Origin of the sequence: Pseudomonas sp. EA_5y_Pfl2_R50 (assembly GCF_963970475.1) — a bacterium.
Lineage (GTDB): Bacteria > Pseudomonadota > Gammaproteobacteria > Pseudomonadales > Pseudomonadaceae > Aquipseudomonas.
In genome coordinates, this window is record NZ_CAXAPT010000012.1 from 58,821 (window position 1) to 76,229 (window position 17,409).

The following is a 17,409-nucleotide window of genomic DNA, read 5'->3' on the forward strand; positions in this document are numbered from 1 at the left end:
CAGGGAACTGTATTTCAGGCAGCGATCAGTTCGCCGGCACGGCGCGGTTCGGCAGGTTTCGCCACCTCACCAAACAACACCTTCTGCACCGCCTGCTGCGCTTCGAACGCCAGCGCTGCACGCTCCCGACCCTGACAGGCAATCGGCTTGAGCAGGTGCACCTCGACATCACCGCAATCATGACTGAACAAACGCATCAGGTGCGAGAGCAAGTCATCGTCACCAATGAATGGCGCCAGCCCATCGATTTCGCCGTCGCGCAGATAACGGATCGCCACCGGTTGCAGCATCACCTCGGAATCAATCGCCGCCGACAGCAAGCGACCATGAAAGGTGCGCAGCGAGCGGCCGTCGGTGGTGGTGCCTTCCGGGAACATCAGCAGCGCATGCTCGGTTTGCAGGTGACGGGTCATCTGTTTGCGGATCAACTGGCTGTCGCCCGACCCTCGGCGGATGAACAGGCTGCCAGCCTTGGCCGCGAGCCAACCGGCCACTGGCCAGGTGCGCACCTCGGCCTTGGACAGAAACGACAGCGGCGTGAGCATGCCGAGCAGTGGAATATCCGTCCACGACACATGATTGCTGACCCACAGCATCGGCTGTTTCGGCAACTCACCGTGCACGGTCACGCGAAAGGGCAGGGCGTTGCCCAAGCGTGCCATGAAGAAGCGCGACCAACGCTGGCGCCGCTCCATCGAATGCGCCAGGCCAATGCGCTCAAAAACGCCGAAGACGCTGGCCATGGTCAACCCCAGCGACACCACCAGCAGCACTCGCGCGATCCGCGCGTACACCCGCAGCCGGCTCATCACACCGCCGCCTTGAAGTGCTTGGCGTAGCGCGGGCAGAGTTCGTCGCGCTTGAGCAGGATGAACACGTCGGCGACCTGAAAATCTTCGTCCCAGCACGGTTCGCCGCAAATCTTCGCGCCCAGGCGCATGTAGGCCTTGAGCAGGGGCGGCATTTCGGCGATCACGTTCGACGGGATATCCAGCGTCGGCAGCGGGTTTTTCGGCTCGGCGCGCAGGTGTTCGGTGCACAGATAGCGTTCGCGCAGACGTTGCATGATCGCGTGGGCCTGGATGCCGCCGTCCTGCATCGGGATGCTCGCGCAGCCCATCAAATAACTGTAGCCGCCCTGATTCAGCACTTCGGCCAGCTCGCCCCACAACACGGCGATGGTGCCGCCGTTGCGGTACGCCGGGTCGACGCAGGTGCGGCCGATTTCCAGAATCGGGCCTTGCAGATGGGCGAGGCCATGCAGGCTGAATTCTTCTTCGCTGTAGAACTTTCCGAGGCTGCTGGCGGCGGTGTGATCGAGCAGACGGGTGGTCGCCACCAGACGGCCAGTGTTCAGATCACGCACGCCGATGTGGCTGCAGTGAACATCATAATCATCCATGTCCAGACCCAGTTCTGCGCCTTTGAGCTTGGCGTTGAACTCGCCGCTGAATACGTTGAATCGCAAGGCCTGGGCTTGCTGCAAGGCTTCGGCGCCGATCAGGCGTTCGGCTTGCAGGCGGCGTTCATTGCCGGTGTCGCTGATGCGGGCGATCTGAGTCATTGTGAATCTCCATACGGGCCTTTAACCCGTCGAGGGTTGCAGCCGATCGACTTTCTTTATGCAGCCATGTTGTGCAAAGTCAGGCTATGTAGCCCCGGTGTCATCGCCATGAACGTTCGGTGATGCTTATATGACAGCCCACAAGGAGCCTCTTATGCCCTGGTCAGATCTGCTGCACAGCCGTGAACGATTGCCCGCCGCTGCTGACCTGAGCGAGGGGTTTGCAACGTTGTTGCAGCAACTGGGCAACGTCACGCCATTCGAACTGGCGGTCGCGGGCGGGCGGCGGATGGCCACCCCAGGGCTGGCGTTTCTGGTCGGTTATCAAGCGGCATTGCGCATGCTCTGGCCGAGTGCGCCGCTGAGCCTCGGTGCGTTGTGTGCGACCGAACAGCGCAGTCTGCGGCCGGCGGACATGCAGACACGGCTGAGCGATCTGCGCTTGAGCGGGCGCAAGGATTTCGTCACCGCCGGTGACGCGGCGGATTGGCTGCTGATTGCGGCGCGCAGTGACGAGCCGGGCGAAAGTCCGCGCCTGAGTCTGGCCGTGGTGTACCCCGGCGAGCCCGGCGTAACCGTGGAAAAACTGCCGGCGCTGCCGTTGATGCCGGACATCAGCCATGGCCGTTTGCAGCTCGATGGGGCGTTGTGCGAGTTGTTGGCGGGGGATGGCTGGGATGCTTACGTCAAACCGTTTCGCACGCTTGAAGACGTCTATGTGCTGAGCGCGATGACGGCGTGGCTGTACGGCGTCGGTCAGGACAGCGACTGGCCGCAAGCGCTGCTCTTGCGCTTGCTGGCGCTGTTGGCCGGGTGTGCGGAGATGAGTCGGCAGCCGCCGAACAATCCGGCGGGGCATGTGTTGCTCGGTGGGTTGTTTGCGCAGTTTGATGCGCTCGAGGTTGAGGTTGATCTGGTGCTGGGTGACTCGGATTGGGCGCAGATGTGGCGGCGCGATCAGGGGGTGATGCAGTTGGCGGCGGGGGCTCGGGCCAAGCGTTTGGCCAAGGCTTTGGCGCAGGCTTGACTGGCCCCTTCGCGAGCAGGCTCGCTGCCACAGTTTGATCGCATTTCAATTGAAAAAACGCGGTCCCCTGTGGGAGCGGCCTCAATATCACCACACACCTGTCATAAACCCCGACTAGTCTCAGCCAGTTCATTCCCAGAGCCCTCATCATGTGCAAAGGCCTGTCGCTGTTCCTGCTGCTGATCAGCTTCACCGTTCACGCCGAACCATGGCCGGATGAACAATGGCCAACCGGCCAGATGATCACCGACACCGAAGCACTGGAAAGTTATGCTTTCGCGGCTCGCGACGACACCACTCGCCAAGGCATCCGCACCGATGCGCTGCTGATCATCCGCGACGGCCAGATCATCTACGAACGCTACGCCGGCCCGACCACAGCACAAACCCCGCACCTGACCTGGTCGATCAGCAAAAGCCTGATGGCCACGGTCCTCGGCGTGGCCTACGGCGAAGGCCTGTTCAAACTCGAAGATCCCGCCGCCAGGTTCTACACGCCACTGGCACAACACCCGAAGATCAAAGTCGCCGACTTGCTGCACTGGGCCTCCGGTATCGACTGGCAGGAAGACTACGAATACGCCCCGCTGAAATCCTCGGTGGTGGCAATGCTCTACACCCGTGGACACCGCGACATGGCCGCGTTCACCGCTGACCACCCGACATACGCCGAACCGGGGCAGGCGTTCCGCTATTCCAGCGGCGACAGCAATCTGCTCGCGGCGGCGCTGAAGACCATCGTCGGCCCGCGTTATGCGGATTATCCGTGGACGGCTTTGCTCGAGCCGCTGGGCATCCGTCACGCCGTTTGGGAAACCGATGCCAGCGGCACGTTTGTCGCGTCGTCTTACGCTTACCTGACCGCACGGGATCTGGCGCGCGTCGGTCTGTTGATGGCCCGCGACGGGCGCTGGAAGGATCGGCAATTACTGCCCAGGGATTGGGTCGCGTTCAACCTTGAACCCTTCGCCGGTTACAAGGCCCATCAGGACGAAGCCGTACCCGGCGGCCAATGGTGGCTCAATCGCCCGGCGGATGGCGCCGCCGCTCCATGGCCCGATGCACCGCCCGACACCTTCGCCGCCCTCGGTCACTGGGGCCAAGCGTTGTACGTGATTCCCGGCGAGAAACTGGTGATCGTGCGTTATGCCGATGACCGCGACGGCAGCTACCGCCACAACGAACTGCTCAAGCGAGTGTTGAAGGCGGTGCGGCCATGAAGCGCTTTTTGCTGTTGCTACTCGTGCTGTTGCTCGGTTGGATCGTCTACGAGCGCGAAAACCTGTGGGCCTTCCCGGACATCATCAGCGCGTACACCGCCAAGGAATATTGTTCGTGCCGCTACGTGATGAACAACGATGCTCAATATTGCCGCGGCTACGTGAAACAGTGGTTGCCGACCAGCGCTTTCAGCGATGACAGCGCCAGCAAAACCATCACCGTCAGCGGCATGGGGCGCAGCAACAGAGCGCAGTGGTTGGGCGAACGGCAGGGCTGTCGCCTCAACCCTTGAACATGCTCCCCCTGCGAACCAGGCCCCCACAGATGAAATGCATTCCCCTGGCGCTGCCGCAGGCTGCGATCTTTTGATCTTGATGTTTGCAATAACCCCATGGGCGGTTAAGGTTCGTGCAGGTTTATCGGCCCCTTGAGTGTTCAATGTTCAACCGCTCCCTCTGTAAAGCCTTCGCCAGTCTGCTATTGGTCGCCGTCGCGCTGCCGGCGCAGGCCAATTGGTATCTGGACGGCGAGTCGTCGCGACTGTCGTTCGTCAGCACGAAAAACGCCAATATTTCCGAAGTGCAGCGCTTTCTTGTGCTGCATGGCAAGGTCGACCCCAATGGTCGCGCCGAAGTCGAAGTCGAGCTGGACTCGATCAACAGCGGCATCCCGCTGCGCGACGAGCGCATGCGCAAGGAGCTGTTCCAGATCGAGCAATTCCCCGAAGCGACCATCACCACCCAGATCGACCTGCGCCCGATCAACGATCTGGCCCCCGGCGCGCAGCTGGAGTTGCGCCTGCCGCTGACCGTCAACCTGCACGGCAAGCAGCACGAGTACCCCGCTGAATTGTTGGCGACGCGCCTCGATGACCGCCGTTTTCAAGTGGTGACCCTGGAACCGCTGGTGATCAATGCCGAGGATTTCGACCTCGTGCCGGGGCTGGAAAGCCTGCGCAAACTCGCCGATCTGTCGGCCATCAGTCTGTCGGTGCCGGTGGGTGCGGTGCTGATCTTCACGGCGCGCTGACATGCGCGGCGCGGTATTTCCGTGGCGCGATGGCAACCACTTCGAACTGTTGATCGATGGCCCGCAATTTTTTCCGCGCATGCTTGAGCACATCGCCGGCGCCGGGGAACAGATCGAACTCGAACTGTATCTGGTCGAGGCTGGCGCCTGCGCCGAAGCCATCGTGCAGGCGCTGGTGCTGGCGGCCGAGCGCGGTGTGCGGGTGCGTTGCCTGTTCGATGACTATGGCAGTCTGGCGTTTACCCTCACGCTGCGCCAGCGCCTGACCAAAGCCGGTGTCGAACTGCGCTTTTACAACCGCCTGAGCTGGCGGCGCTGGGTCGGCAACTTCTATCGCGATCACCGCAAATTGCTGCTGGTCGATCAATGCCTGGCGGTGGTCGGCGGTACCGGCGTCACCGACGAATTCTGGACACCGGGCCACGACACCAGTGAGTGGCACGAAGTGATGGTGCAAATCAGTGGCCCGTTGGTGATCGACTGGCAATTGCTGTTTGATCGGCAATGGATTGCCAACCGCTATCGCCGCGCCTGGCGTCCGGCCGCGCATTTCGGTCTGCCGCGTTTGCCGCGCGTGCCGGACAAGGGCGAGGGGATGGGCCGCGTGGCGTATGCCGATGCCCGTCAACACCGCGACATTTTGCAGTCGTTGTTCCGTGCGTTGAACAGCGGGCAAACACGCATCTGGATGGCCACGCCGTACTTCCTGCCAACCTGGAAAATCCGCCGCTCCCTGCGCAAGGCTGCCGCGCGCGGCGTTGATGTGCGCTTGCTGCTGACCGGGCCGCGCACCGATCACCCGTCGGTGCGTTACGCCGGGCATCGCTACTATCCGCGCCTGCTCAAGGCTGGCGTACAGATTTTCGAATATCAGCCATGTTTCCTGCACCTGAAAATGGTCCTGGTGGACGATTGGGTCAGCATCGGATCGTGCAATTTCGACCACTGGAACCTGCGCTTCAATCTGGAAGCCAATCTGGAAGCGCTGGCCCCGTCGTTGACGGCAGCGGTGGAGGCGAGTTTCGTGAAGGACTTCGGGCTGAGTCAGCGGGTGAGTCTGGAGGAATGGCTGCGCCGGCCATTGTGGCGACGGGTCAAGCAGCGGATCTGGGGCTGGGTGGATCGGGTGGTGGTCAATATCCTGGATAGACGCGGCTAGTTGCAACACCCCAAAACACTGTGGGAGCTGGCTTGCCAGCTCCCACAGGTTTTGTGTGTAGCTTCAGTTCTTACAGCAACTCAAAGCTCTGCTGCGTCACGTCCTGGGAATCCAGGCCGATCTGCACGTTGAACTTGCCAGGCTCTGCCGCGTATTTGAGCTGGGCGTTATAGAACTTCAGGTCATCCTCGGTGATGGTGAAGTGCACGACTTTCTGTTCGCCGGCCTTGAGCATGATTTTCTGGAAGTTTTTCAGTTCCTTCACCGGGCGAATCATCGAGCCGGTAACGTCCTGAATGTACAACTGCACCACGGTCTCGCCGTCACGCTTGCCGGTGTTTTTCACCATGACGCTGGCGTCGAGCTTGCCGGTGGCGTTCAGGGTGGTCGAGGACAGCGCCATGTCGCTCAGGGCGAATTGGGTGTAGCTCAAACCATAGCCGAACGGGAACAGCGGCCCGGTGGTGTCATCGAAATACTGCGAGGTGTAGTTGCCCGGTTTGCCCGGCGTGAACGGCCGGCCAATGCTCAGGTGGTTGTAGTACGTCGGGATCTGGCCCACGGAACGCGGGAAGGTCACCGGCAGTTTGCCTGACGGGTTGTAGTCGCCGAACAGCACGTCAGCGATGGCGTTGCCGCCCTCGGTGCCGCTGAACCAGGTTTCCAGAATCGCATCAGCCGACTGATTCTCTTCGAGGATGGTCAGCGGACGGCCGTTCATCAACACCAATACCAGCGGTTTGCCGGTGGCTTTCAACGCACGGATCAGCTCGCGCTGGGTTTGCGGGATGTTCAGGTCGGTACGGCTGGAGGATTCGTGGGACATGCCACGGGACTCGCCCACGGCTGCCACGATCACGTCGGCGTCCTTGGCCGCTTTCACCGCTTCGTCGATCAGCACGCTGGCCGGGCGCGGGTCATCGACCACTTCCGGCGCATCGAAGTTGAGGAAGTTGAGGTAATCCAGCACCTTCTTGTCGCTGGTGATGTTGGCGCCACGGGCGTAGATCAGGTTCGCCTTGTTGCCGATCACCGCGCTCATGCCGTCGAACAGGGTCACCGATTGCGCAGGGCGACCGGCGGCCGCCCAACTGCCCATCATGTCGATGGGGGCTTTGGCGAGTGGTCCGACCAGCGCGATTTTTGCGTCTTTCTTCAGCGGCAGGGTTTCGTTCTGGTTCTTCAGCAAGACCAGGCTGCGACGCGCGACTTCACGAGCCTCGGCGCGGTGCAGACGGCTGTCGGCGTAGGTGTCGACCGGATCATCTTCAGCCTTGCCGATGCGCAGGTACGGGTCCTTGAACAGGCCCATGTCGTACTTGGCCGCGAGCACTTCGCGCACGGCATTGTCGATGTCTTTCTGTTCGATTTCGCCGGACTTGAGCAGCCCCGGCAGCTCTTTGCCGTACAGAGTGTCGTTCATGCTCATGTCGATGCCGGCCTTGATCGCCAGCTTCGCCGCTTCACGCCCGTCACGGGCGACGCCGTGCTTGATCAGTTCGAAAATCGCGCCGTGGTCGCTGACCGCCAGGCCCTTGAAGCCCCAGTCCTTGCGCAGCAGATCGTTCATCAGCCAGGTGTTGGCGGTGGCCGGAATGCCGTTGATCGAGTTCAACGCCACCATGACACCGCCAGCACCGGCATCAATCGCGGCGCGGTACGGCGGCAGGTAGTCCTGGTACATCTTCACCGGGCTCATGTCGACGGTGTTGTAGTCGCGACCCCCCTCGACCGCGCCATACAGGGCGAAGTGCTTGACGCTGGCCATGATGCTGTCGGCGGCGCTCGGGGTGTCGCCCTGATAGGCCTTGACCATGACCTTGGCGATACGCGAGGTCAGGTAGGTGTCTTCACCGAAACCTTCGGAGCTGCGACCCCAGCGCGGATCGCGGGAGATGTCGACCATCGGCGCAAAGGTGATGTCGAGGCTGTCGGCGGCGGCTTCCTTGGCGGCAACGCGACCGGACTGGCCGATGGCGTCCATGTCCCAGCTTGACGCCAGGGCCAGTGGAATCGGGAAAATCGTCCGGTGACCGTGGATCACGTCGTAAGCAAAAAACATCGGAATCTTCAGGCGGCTGCGCATCGCCGCGTCCTGCATCGGACGGTTTTCCGGGCGGGTGATCGAGTTGAATGTGCCGCCGATTTTGCCGGCGGCGATTTCCTTGCGGATCAGCTCGCGAGGCATTTCCGGGCCGATGCTGATCAGGCGCAATTGGCCGATCTTTTCATCGAGGGTCATTTGGCTCATCAGATTCGTGATGAACGCGTCCTTGTTTTCCAGAGGTACCGGGGTCGTGGCGGCCAATACTTGATGACTGGCCAGGCTGACGAACAGACCCAGCAAACACAGCTTCTTCATGAATGTTTTTCTCAAGGGCCCAAGCGGCAATGCAACGCCGGCCAGCCAAAATTTAGGGAGCGACTATTGTTGTTCGGGTACAGGCTCAAAGAACCAGAGCCAAAACGGCAGCCAACACTTGGCAGCATGATCACGCAGGGCACTTTTTAGCCCATTGCCCCGTCGTAATCCAGCGACGCGGCCGATTATGCCCCAAGAGCCCGCTGAGAATGTTTCGCGCTCGGTTTTTATAATGATATGTGCCAAGGAGCATCACTGCGATGAATGCAAGTCCAACCTTTCGCTCACGTTTACAGGTCGCCACGCTGCTGGTGCTGGCCACGCTGCTGACCGCGTGCGGCATCAACAATATCCCGACCCTCGACGAACAGGCCAAGGCGGCGTGGGGCCAGGTGCAGAACCAGTACCAGCGGCGGGCCGACCTGATCCCCAATCTGGTGGAAACGGTGAAGGGCTACGCCGCTCATGAGCAGGAAACCCTGACCGCTGTCATCGAGGCGCGGGCCAAAGCCACGTCGATCCAGGTCGATGCCAGCACCCTCGACAACCCCGAGAAGCTCAAGCAGTTCCAGCAGGCCCAGGATCAACTGACCGGTGCCTTGAGCCGTTTGATGGTGGTGTCCGAGCGTTATCCCGATCTGAAGGCCAACCAGAACTTCCTCGCCCTGCAATCGCAACTCGAGGGCACGGAAAACCGCATTGCCGTGGCGCGCCGCGACTTCATTCTGGCGGTGCAGAAATACAACACCGAGATTCGTACCTTCCCCGGTCGCCTCTGGCACAGCGTGATGTACAGCGATCTGCCGATCCGCGAAACCTTCGAAGCCACCACGCCCGGTGCGGAAAAGGCCCCGGAAGTGAAGTTCTGATTCGAGGTTGCCCATGCGTGTGTTGAAAATGGGCCTGGTGCTGATGCTGTGGCTGTTCGCCGTCAGCGCCCGGGCCGAGTTGACGTTCCCGGCGCTGAGCGGGCGGGTAGTGGACGAAGCGCAGATGCTCGAGCCGTCCGTGCGCGCGCAACTGAGCCAGCAGTTACAGGCCCACGAACAGGCGACCGGCGAGCAACTGGTCGTTGTCACGCTGCCGGATCTGCAAGGCACGACCATTGAGGACTTCGGCGTTCAACTCGGTCGCCACTGGGGCATCGGGCAAAAGGACAAGAACAACGGCGCGCTGCTGATCGTCGCCCGTGACGAGCGCAAACTGCGTATCGAAGTCGGTTATGGTCTGGAAGACCGGCTCACCGATGCGCAGACGTCGGTGATCATCCACCAAGTCATCACACCCGCCTTCAAGACCGGCAACTTCAGCAAGGGCATCAGTGATGGCGTCGCGGCGATGCTGGTGGTGCTCGGCGGTAATCCGCTGGATGAGCCCTCGACGGTGTATGAATCGAGCGGTGATCCGTCCAGTGATTTCATCTCGCGGCACCCGGGATTGTTCGTATTTTTAGTGATGTTGTTCATCCTGACGGTGTTTGTCTGCCAGATGCTCGGTATCCTGCCTGCCGGCCGTGGCGGCTCCGGGGGCAGTGGTGGCTTCGGCGGTGGCGGCGGTTTTGGCGGCGGCGGTGGTGGAGGCGGGGGCTTCAGCGGCGGCGGGGGCAGTTTCGGCGGCGGTGGTTCATCCGGCGGCTGGTGACCTTAAAAGAATAATGAGCAGGCACTTTTCAACATGGCATTACTGACTGAACACGAACAACGCAAAGTCGCCGAGGCGATTGCCCGGGTCGAGCGCGACACCGACGCCGAACTGGTCACGGTACTGGCGGCCCGCGCCGACGACTACGCGTACATCCCGTTGCTGTGGGCCAGCCTGCTGGCGCTGGTGGTGCCCGGCGTCGTGCACTACCTGACCGGCTGGCTGAACACGCACAGCCTGCTGTTGGTGCAGTGGGTGAGTTTCATCGTCCTGTGCCTGCTGTTTCGTTTGCCGAAAATCACCACGCATCTGGTACCGCGCCGCGTGCGCCACTGGCGCGCATCGAACCTGGCGCGGCGGCAGTTTCTCGAGCAGAACCTGCATCACACAGTGGGCAGTACCGGGGTGCTGATTTTTGTCTGTGAGGCCGAGCGCTATGTGGAAATTCTGGTGGATGAAGGGATTTCCACCCGGCTGGATAACAGGCATTGGGACGCGATAGTGGCGTCGTTTACCGAGCAGGTCAGGCAGGGCCGCACGCTGGAAGGGTTTGTGACGTGTATTGAGGCGTGTGGGGAATTGCTCAAAGTGCATGTGCCGGTGACGCAGGTGCGCAATGAGTTGCCGAATCGGTTGGTGGTGTTGGCCTAAAAGCCAAAGCCCCTCACACTGGCCCTCTCCCGGAGGGCCAGTGTGAGGGCGCTTCTAACAACCGTTGGGTAAATAAGAGCGTGTCCCCAACCCCCATCCCCCCTAAAATACCCGCCATTCCCGATTTCGCCCGTCCGAGGCCGCTTTTCCATGTCCGTTACTGCTCCTGCAACCAAGCCCGCGCCCGATCACCACGCCCAGTTCATCGAGCTGCTGCAAACCAGCCTCGAGCAGAACGGCTTCATCAAACTGGTGCTGGCCAAATACGTCGGCGAAGAGGCGGATCTACAGCGGGTCATCATCAAAGCGGTAACGGTCAAGGCGCAGCCGAATCTGTCCTTCGTCTATCGCTACAAGACGCGCGACATCACCAAGAACCTGCCGTTGAGCGAAGGAGTGGCGACGATTGCCGCGCTGCTGCCGGCCTCGTTCAAAAATGCGCATTTGCTGGCGTTGACTGACGAAGCGCAGCTTGAATACAGCAAAAAGGGCAAGAGCTCGCTGTTCAAGAGCAAACCTCAGCAATTGCGCGAAGCCCCGTCCGCCGAGCACAACCGTGAGAAAAACCGCTTTCTCGAACTGAGCCGTCCGTTCCTCAAGGACCTGGGCGTGACCAACGCGCAGCACGAGCTGATCCCGGCGATGTCACGCAAGTGGAAGCAGATCAACAAGTTCATCGAAGTGTTCAGCCATGCCCTGACCTCGTCGCCGCTGGCGCTGGACAAACCGGTGCGGGTGGCGGACTTCGGTTCGGGCAAGGGTTACCTGACGTTCGCGATTCACGATTACTTGCGCAACACCTTGAACGCCGAAGGCGAAGTCACCGGCGTCGAGTTGCGTGAAGAAATGGTCAACCTGTGCAACGCCGCGGCGGCGAAGCTCGATCATCCGGGGCTGGTATTCAAGTGCGGCGACGTGCGCAGCGTGGCGCCGAGCGAGCTGGACGTGATGATTGCCCTGCATGCCTGTGATATCGCCACCGATTACGCCATCCACACCGGCATCCGTTCGGGCGCGTCGATCATCATGTGCTCGCCGTGCTGCCACAAACAGATCCGCCTGCAGATCCAGAGTCCGGCGCTGCTCAAGCCGATGCTGCAATACGGTTTGCACCTCGGTCAGCAGGCGGAAATGGTCACCGACAGTTTGCGCGCGCTGTTCCTTGAAGCGTGTGGCTACGAGACCAAAGTGTTCGAGTTCATCTCGCTGGAACACACTAACAAGAACAAGATGATCCTCGCTGTCAAACGTACCGAACCGGTGGACCCGGCGCAGTTGCTGGTGAAGATTCAGGCGTTGAAAGACTTCTACAACATCAGCGAGCACTGCCTGGAGACCCTGCTGCGCGCCGATGGTTATCTCTGATCGTGTGGGAGCGGGCTTGCTCGCGAAGAACGATGACACGGTCTTTCAGGTAGTAGCCGGTTGTTACCCGCAACTCTCGAATAGGTCTACCTTGAACACTCCCAGGCATTTCCCAGAGGAGACCTCCCCATGGCCGCGAAAAAAATCCTGATGCTGGTCGGCGATTACGTCGAAGATTACGAAGTGATGGTGCCGTTCCAGGCCCTGCAAATGGTCGGTCACACCGTCCACGCCGTGTGCCCGGACAAAACCGCCGGCCAGACCGTGCGCACCGCGATCCATGACTTTGAAGGCGATCAGACCTACAGCGAGAAACCCGGTCACCTGTTCGCCCTCAATTTCGATTTCGCCAACGTCAGTGAATCCGGCTACGACGCGCTGTTGATTCCCGGCGGTCGTGCGCCGGAATACCTACGCCTCAACGAAAAAGTCCTCGACCTGGTGCGTGCCTTCGACAAGGCCGGCAAGCCGATTGCGGCGGTCTGCCACGGTGCCCAACTGCTCGCGGCGGCGGGCGTGCTCGAAGGTCGCGAATGCAGCGCCTATCCGGCCTGTGCCCCGGAAGTGCGACTGGCGGGCGGTACGTACATCGACATCCCGGTGACGGACGGCCACGTTCAAGGCAATCTGGCCACTGCGCCGGCCTGGCCGGCGCACCCGAACTGGCTGGCCGGATTCCTCGGTTTGCTCGGCACCCAAATCACCCTGTAACGAGGATTCGGCCATGTGCGAGCTCTACGTCAAGGCTGACCCGATTCTCTACGAATCACGCTCGCGCTCGTTGCGCATCTGCGGCGTGGTGACGACGTTGCGCCTGGAGAATCAGTTCTGGGACATCCTCAGCGAGATCGCCGAGGTCGACGGTATGACCACCAACCAGCTCATCGCCAAGCTGTATGAAGAAGTGATGGATTATCGCGGCGAAGTGGTGAATTTTGCCTCGTTCCTGCGGGTGAGTTGTATGCGCTATCTGTCGCAGCGACGGGTGAGTGCTCCGGAGCTTTCAGTGGTGCGGACGGTAATGAAATAGCTGACACCGGGTTGCCTCATTCGCGAGCGGGCTCGCTCCCACTTTCGACCGCGTTCTCCAAGTGGAATGCGCGATAGGGCCAGTGCAAGCGACAGATAACCCGGACTGGTCTTTACTCTGAAGCGCGAAACCTCTCAACCGCCCAAGGAGAAACGCGCATGTCCGGATGGTACGAAGTCAGTAAAAGCAGCAACGGCCAGTTCAGGTTCGTGCTGAAAGCGGCGAATGCCGAAACCATTTTGACCAGTGAGCTGTACACCACCCGCGCAGCCGCCGATAACGGCATTGCTTCGGTACAGACCAACAGTCCGCTGGATGAACGCTACGAGAAAAAGTCCACCAAGGACGGCCATCCGTACTTCAATCTCAAGGCCGCCAACCACCAGATCATCGGCAGCAGCGAAGCCTATTCATCGGATGCTGCGTGCGATAAAGGCATCGCCAGTGTCAAGGCGAACGGACCGAGCAAAGTGATCAAGGACAAGACCTTGCCCGTCCTCTGAACCTGTTTTCACATCCACCAAAAATCCCCTGTGGGAGCGGGCTTGCTCGCGAAAGCGTCAGTCAGGCCTGCATCAAACCTCGACGGGCACCGACAACTTCGGATTGCCGAGCGCATGCGTCTTGGCATCAAAAAACCGCAACTCAACACCGGTCCCTTCAAACACCTTCGCGTAATGCCGCTTCTGATGCTGAATGAACGCCGCACTGCGCGGGTAAATCGAGATCGCCACAGTCTTCGGTTTCGCTAAACGCAGCGCGCGAACGATGTGCGCATCCTGCTCGCCCAGGGCATGGCCGAAGATGCACAGATTGTCGCCATGCTCCAGCAACTGCTCGTAGCAGAACGACAGGTAATCCGAACTGCGAATGGTCTTGAGCTTGTCCGCGCTCGGTCCTTCGGTGACGAACAGCGGCACGTCATCCAGCGTCTTGATGGTGTTGTTGATCGCGAAACTGCCAAGCAACGTGCCCTCGGTCTAGGTCAGCTTGCGCGCGGTGCCGTCCTGGTTGCGCACCAGGTGCAGACCGCCGTGCAGGTACAGCAGACGTGGTTTATCGGTGCTGCTTTCGCTCAGATCGAAACTGGCATTCGCGCCGTTGAACAGGTCGTCGATGGCCTCGCTTTGGTGTTGCAGCGCCCAGTAGTTGAGCAGGTCGTAATTGGTGGTGAACACCGTGCGAAAGCGCGTCAGTTCCGCATTCAGCGTCGCCAGCGTCGAGGTCTGCACCAGGCGCCACGGAATGTGCATGGCGTGCACGGTGTTGATCAGTGCTTCCTTGATCGCGTAGTAGCGATTGCGCGGCGCCGCCGAGCTGACGGCCAGGGCCTTGTTGACCCGGCTGGTGGTTTTCAGCGCGCCGAGGACTTGCTCGAAGCTGCGCGTCTGCATGGCATCGAACACCGCCAGTTCCGACGGGCTCAGCGGTTTCTCTTCCACGGTGCGGGCGTTCTCGAACAGCGAGTCGTAGCCGAAGTCGTCCCACACGGCGCGGCTGGCGCCATTGCCCAGCAACAAGCCACGAAATTCAGTGGTCGCGCGCAGGGCATTCCAGTCTTCGAGGGTGGCGTCGACATCCAGAAAATCGGTCATTGCGTAGGCGGTCTCAAACAAAGGGGCTGATGGGTGGCGACTTTATCACGTGCGGGCATTGAGCCAGATCAACATCCGCGGTGACTGATCGGTCGATCCTGTAGGCATCCGCCAGATCGCAGCCGTCGATTCGGCCCCTGTCAGGAGACGCACCATGAGCAGCACCTTTTTCATTCCGGCGGTCAACATCATGGGCAATGGCTGCCTCGACGAAGCCATGATCGCGATTCGCAACTACGGGTTTCGCAAAGCGCTGATCGTCACCGACGCGGGGCTGGCCAAGGCGGGCGTCGCGACTATGGTGGCCGAGAAGCTGGCGATGCAGGACATCGATTCTGTGATCTTCGACGGCGCCAAGCCGAACCCGAGCATTGCCAACGTCGAGTCCGGGCTGGGCTTGCTCAAGGAAAGCCGCTGCGATTTTGTCGTGTCCCTCGGCGGTGGCTCGCCCCACGACTGCGCCAAAGGCATCGCTCTGTGCGCGACCAACGGCGGGCAGATCCGCGATTATGAAGGCGTCGATCAATCGAGCAAGCCGCAATTGCCGCTGATCGCCATTAACACCACCGCCGGCACTGCCAGCGAAATGACCCGCTTCTGCATCATCACCGACGAATCACGCCACGTGAAAATGGCCATCGTTGACCGCAACGTCACGCCACTGCTGTCGGTCAACGACCCCGAGCTGATGGTCGCGATGCCCAAGCACCTGACGGCCGCCACCGGGATGGACGCCTTGACCCACGCCATCGAAGCCTATGTCTCCACAGCGGCCAACCCGATTACCGACGCCTGCGCACTGAAGGCCATGACCCTGATCAGCAACAACCTGCGCCTGGCCGTGCGCGACGGCAGTGACCTCGCCGCGCGGGAGAACATGGCTTACGCGCAGTTCCTCGCCGGCATGGCGTTCAACAACGCGTCCCTCGGTTACGTCCACGCGATGGCTCACCAATTGGGCGGTTTCTATGACTTGCCCCACGGTGTGTGCAATGCCGTGCTGTTGCCCCATGTGCAGACCTTCAATGCGCTGGTCTGCGCCGACCGGCTGACCGATGTGGCTCACGCGATGGGCGCGGACATTCGAGGTTTCAGCCCGGAAGAGGGCGCGCAAGCGGCGATTTCGGCGATTCGGTGCCTGGCCAGGGACGTCGAGATTCCCGGGGGATTACGCGAACTCGGCGCCAGGCTCGCCGACATTCCGGTGCTTGCCGGCAATGCGCTGAAAGACGCCTGCGGTTTGACCAACCCTCGGGCGGCGGATCAACGCCAGATCGAGGAAATCTTCCGCAACGCTTTCTAAGGGTTGGCAGGCGACGGCGCGAACCTCACCCAGAGCATCGCGCCGACCGCCAGCAGCACGCCAAACGATCAGTCATCGGGATCGCAGCGATGCGTGCGCAACAGTTCAGTGACCGCCTCACAGAACCGCCGGATCAGCGACGCCTGCATGTCGGCGCGCAAGGTGATTTTGATGGCGGCCTTGCCTTGTGCAACCACCGGAAAAAAGACCGCGCGGGTGAAAAAGCCCGACTCGGCCAGCTCGATGGCTACACGGTTGGCCTTCGATGCCTGACCGCAACTGATCAAGCGGATGGCCATGCTGCTGCCGTGTTGCTCGGTGCTGATCAGGCTGTCAAACAGCGCGATGTTAGCCTGGAGCTGTTTCTGTATCGCCGAAAAAGCGGCGCTGCGATGTAGCTCGATGGATGCCCGACCGGCGCCGATGGCGGCGCAGTTGAGGCTTTGCGAACAATTGCTCGGGCCGCCATATCGCTGGATCAACGTCTTTTGCCGCAGATTGCCAACCATCACCAGACCACCACTGGCGCCGAAGGCGTTGGCCAGCGATGCGACGATCAGGCAGTCGTCTTCCAGCGCCGGCATCCTTGGGCGCACCAGCCCGGCGCCATTCAAGCCCACGGTGGACAGCGCGTGAGAGTCGTCCACATAAAGGAACAAGCCGTAGCGATCCTTCAGGTACAAAAGACCGTCGAGGTTGGCTACGCCACCCATGCTGTAGGCGCCGTCGGCAATGTAGGCGACCGTGGCGTGTCGCTGGCATACCGATTCAAGAAAATCCATGTCGTTGTGTGGACAGGTCAGCACTTGGGTTTCATCGGCACAACTGGCCTTCAGATGACTCATCGAGTAATGCGCCAGATGATCGAACACCATCACTGGCGGGCGGTTGTGCGTGAACACGCCGCTGGCAAGTAACGGCAGAACCCCGATACTGGCCGCGCTGCACGACAGACTGCTCAGGCACACAGCGTCAAACAGATGCGACAGCTCGCTTTCGTAGTGCTCCAGAATCGCCAGTTTGCAGCGATTGCGCGAGTTGGCGACGCGCAGCGAACCGGTGTCGCGCAGGGCATTGATCGCGCCTTCGAGCAGCGCCGGATGGTGATCCAGGCCCAGATAGGACGTGGTGCAGAAATGATGGAACTGACGCCCGTGCTGGTCGAGCAAAAGGTTGGGGCGGCGGATTTCGACGTTGAGGCCGGAGATTTTTCCGCTCTCGGCGATTTGCCAGTCGTGATCGCCCAGGGCAATGGCTTTGCGGTAGTTGGAAAACGTGTGCGGGGTGAAGGGCGTGTGATGCATTGATGACATTCCTTGAGCATTACGATCCATGGGATGTTGCAATGTGTGTGTTGCCAAACTTTACCGAGGCACGCGTCAGGCCAGAATCGGACGTTTCTGCCATTGCTGAGGGTTGTCGGCGTTTTGTCTGTAGGGCGGAACCTCGAAAAGTCCCGGAT

17 protein-coding genes and 1 pseudogene are annotated in these 17,409 nt (G+C 60.9%); 13 read left to right on the plus strand and 5 right to left on the minus strand.

Annotated features, from left to right (window positions below; translation table 11 throughout):
* Positions 1 to 14: 14 nt before the first annotated feature.
* Both AACY19_RS20145 and olsB read right to left on the minus strand, forming a co-directional pair.
* Positions 15 to 809 (minus strand): lysophospholipid acyltransferase family protein, encoded by a 795-nt coding sequence (locus tag AACY19_RS20145; protein WP_339453266.1) that lies wholly within the window; start codon positions 807 to 809, stop codon positions 15 to 17.
* Entirely contained in the window at positions 809 to 1,564 is a 756-nt protein-coding gene (gene olsB / locus AACY19_RS20150) for an L-ornithine N(alpha)-acyltransferase (protein WP_007916280.1), read from the minus strand. The genes AACY19_RS20145 and olsB overlap by 1 nt, the downstream gene beginning before the upstream one ends.
* 154 nt (positions 1,565 to 1,718) lie before the next feature.
* On the opposite strand from olsB, the gene AACY19_RS20155 reads away from it, so the two are divergent.
* The 5 genes from AACY19_RS20155 (at position 1,719) to AACY19_RS20175 (ending at position 6,000) form a co-directional block, all read left to right on the plus strand.
* Positions 1,719 to 2,591, plus strand: a complete 873-nt coding sequence (locus AACY19_RS20155) for an acyl-CoA dehydrogenase family protein (RefSeq protein WP_339453268.1) — start codon at positions 1,719 to 1,721, stop codon at positions 2,589 to 2,591.
* A 149-nt stretch (positions 2,592 to 2,740) separates the two neighbouring features.
* Complete coding sequence (locus AACY19_RS20160; protein WP_339453270.1) at positions 2,741 to 3,811, plus strand: serine hydrolase domain-containing protein; 1,071 nt, start codon at positions 2,741 to 2,743, stop codon at positions 3,809 to 3,811.
* A complete protein-coding gene (locus tag AACY19_RS20165; RefSeq protein ID WP_339453272.1) occupies positions 3,808 to 4,104 on the plus strand; it encodes an amidase in 297 nt (98 codons plus the stop codon). Before AACY19_RS20160 ends, AACY19_RS20165 begins: the two co-directional genes overlap by 4 nt.
* Before the next feature lie 146 nt (positions 4,105 to 4,250).
* The gene (locus AACY19_RS20170; protein WP_339453274.1) at positions 4,251 to 4,841 is read left to right on the plus strand and encodes a YceI family protein; all 591 of its coding nucleotides are present in this window, start codon (positions 4,251 to 4,253) and stop codon (positions 4,839 to 4,841) included.
* 1 nt (position 4,842) lies between these two features.
* Entirely contained in the window at positions 4,843 to 6,000 is a 1,158-nt protein-coding gene (locus AACY19_RS20175; protein ID WP_339453276.1) for a phospholipase D-like domain-containing protein, read from the plus strand.
* A 70-nt stretch (positions 6,001 to 6,070) separates the two neighbouring features.
* Here the strand turns inward: AACY19_RS20175 and bglX are convergent, their stop codons facing one another.
* The gene (bglX, locus tag AACY19_RS20180) at positions 6,071 to 8,362 is read right to left on the minus strand and encodes a beta-glucosidase BglX (RefSeq protein ID WP_339453278.1); all 2,292 of its coding nucleotides are present in this window, start codon (positions 8,360 to 8,362) and stop codon (positions 6,071 to 6,073) included.
* 260 nt (positions 8,363 to 8,622) lie between these two features.
* On the opposite strand from bglX, the gene AACY19_RS20185 reads away from it, so the two are divergent.
* From AACY19_RS20185 to AACY19_RS20215, 7 genes are all read left to right on the plus strand, one after another.
* Positions 8,623 to 9,231 (plus strand): LemA family protein, encoded by a 609-nt coding sequence (locus tag AACY19_RS20185; RefSeq protein ID WP_339453280.1) that lies wholly within the window; start codon positions 8,623 to 8,625, stop codon positions 9,229 to 9,231.
* A gap of 13 nt (positions 9,232 to 9,244) precedes the next feature.
* On the plus strand, positions 9,245 to 10,003 hold the full coding sequence (locus AACY19_RS20190; protein WP_339453282.1) for a TPM domain-containing protein: 759 nt from the start codon (positions 9,245 to 9,247) through the stop codon (positions 10,001 to 10,003).
* A gap of 33 nt (positions 10,004 to 10,036) precedes the next feature.
* Positions 10,037 to 10,654: a TPM domain-containing protein gene (locus tag AACY19_RS20195; protein ID WP_339453284.1), complete on the plus strand. Its 618-nt coding sequence runs from the start codon at positions 10,037 to 10,039 to the stop codon at positions 10,652 to 10,654.
* A gap of 150 nt (positions 10,655 to 10,804) precedes the next feature.
* Positions 10,805 to 12,019 carry a class I SAM-dependent methyltransferase gene (locus tag AACY19_RS20200; protein WP_339453286.1) on the plus strand — a complete coding sequence of 405 codons (1,215 nt, stop codon included), beginning with the start codon at positions 10,805 to 10,807 and terminating at the stop codon, positions 12,017 to 12,019.
* Positions 12,020 to 12,148: 129 nt separating this feature from the next.
* Positions 12,149 to 12,730, plus strand: a complete 582-nt coding sequence (locus AACY19_RS20205; protein WP_339453288.1) for a DJ-1/PfpI family protein — start codon at positions 12,149 to 12,151, stop codon at positions 12,728 to 12,730.
* 13 nt (positions 12,731 to 12,743) lie between these two features.
* Entirely contained in the window at positions 12,744 to 13,049 is a 306-nt protein-coding gene (locus AACY19_RS20210; protein WP_339453290.1) for a ribbon-helix-helix domain-containing protein, read from the plus strand.
* A 158-nt stretch (positions 13,050 to 13,207) separates the two neighbouring features.
* Positions 13,208 to 13,552, plus strand: a complete 345-nt coding sequence (locus AACY19_RS20215) for a YegP family protein (protein ID WP_339453292.1) — start codon at positions 13,208 to 13,210, stop codon at positions 13,550 to 13,552.
* A gap of 72 nt (positions 13,553 to 13,624) precedes the next feature.
* Here AACY19_RS20215 and AACY19_RS20220 read toward each other — a convergent pair.
* Positions 13,625 to 14,644 (minus strand): annotated as a pseudogene (locus tag AACY19_RS20220) (DUF4917 family protein).
* A gap of 154 nt (positions 14,645 to 14,798) precedes the next feature.
* Here AACY19_RS20220 and yiaY point away from each other — a divergent pair.
* Positions 14,799 to 15,947, plus strand: a complete 1,149-nt coding sequence (yiaY, locus tag AACY19_RS20225; protein WP_339453294.1) for an L-threonine dehydrogenase — start codon at positions 14,799 to 14,801, stop codon at positions 15,945 to 15,947.
* 68 nt (positions 15,948 to 16,015) lie between these two features.
* On the opposite strand, the gene AACY19_RS20230 is transcribed toward yiaY, so the two are convergent.
* Positions 16,016 to 17,251, minus strand: coding sequence for a 2-amino-3-ketobutyrate CoA ligase (locus AACY19_RS20230; RefSeq protein ID WP_339453296.1), 1,236 nt, complete (start codon positions 17,249 to 17,251; stop codon positions 16,016 to 16,018).
* Between the last annotated feature and the right edge of the window lie 158 nt (positions 17,252 to 17,409).

Coding starts and splice junctions, on each gene's coding strand:
- AACY19_RS20155 (WP_339453268.1), top strand. CDS start 1,719: ATGCCCTGGTCAGATCTGCTGCACAGCCGTGAACGATTGCCCGCCGCT.
- AACY19_RS20160 (WP_339453270.1), top strand. CDS start 2,741: ATGTGCAAAGGCCTGTCGCTGTTCCTGCTGCTGATCAGCTTCACCGTT.
- AACY19_RS20205 (WP_339453288.1), top strand. CDS start 12,149: ATGGCCGCGAAAAAAATCCTGATGCTGGTCGGCGATTACGTCGAAGAT.
- AACY19_RS20165 (WP_339453272.1), top strand. CDS start 3,808: ATGAAGCGCTTTTTGCTGTTGCTACTCGTGCTGTTGCTCGGTTGGATC.
- AACY19_RS20210 (WP_339453290.1), top strand. CDS start 12,744: ATGTGCGAGCTCTACGTCAAGGCTGACCCGATTCTCTACGAATCACGC.
- AACY19_RS20195 (WP_339453284.1), top strand. CDS start 10,037: ATGGCATTACTGACTGAACACGAACAACGCAAAGTCGCCGAGGCGATT.
- AACY19_RS20170 (WP_339453274.1), top strand. CDS start 4,251: ATGTTCAACCGCTCCCTCTGTAAAGCCTTCGCCAGTCTGCTATTGGTC.
- olsB (WP_007916280.1), bottom strand. CDS start 1,564: ATGACTCAGATCGCCCGCATCAGCGACACCGGCAATGAACGCCGCCTG.
- AACY19_RS20190 (WP_339453282.1), top strand. CDS start 9,245: ATGCGTGTGTTGAAAATGGGCCTGGTGCTGATGCTGTGGCTGTTCGCC.
- AACY19_RS20215 (WP_339453292.1), top strand. CDS start 13,208: ATGTCCGGATGGTACGAAGTCAGTAAAAGCAGCAACGGCCAGTTCAGG.
- AACY19_RS20185 (WP_339453280.1), top strand. CDS start 8,623: ATGAATGCAAGTCCAACCTTTCGCTCACGTTTACAGGTCGCCACGCTG.
- yiaY (WP_339453294.1), top strand. CDS start 14,799: ATGAGCAGCACCTTTTTCATTCCGGCGGTCAACATCATGGGCAATGGC.
- bglX (WP_339453278.1), bottom strand. CDS start 8,362: ATGAAGAAGCTGTGTTTGCTGGGTCTGTTCGTCAGCCTGGCCAGTCAT.
- AACY19_RS20200 (WP_339453286.1), top strand. CDS start 10,805: ATGTCCGTTACTGCTCCTGCAACCAAGCCCGCGCCCGATCACCACGCC.
- AACY19_RS20230 (WP_339453296.1), bottom strand. CDS start 17,251: ATGCATCACACGCCCTTCACCCCGCACACGTTTTCCAACTACCGCAAA.
- AACY19_RS20145 (WP_339453266.1), bottom strand. CDS start 809: ATGAGCCGGCTGCGGGTGTACGCGCGGATCGCGCGAGTGCTGCTGGTG.
- AACY19_RS20175 (WP_339453276.1), top strand. CDS start 4,843: ATGCGCGGCGCGGTATTTCCGTGGCGCGATGGCAACCACTTCGAACTG.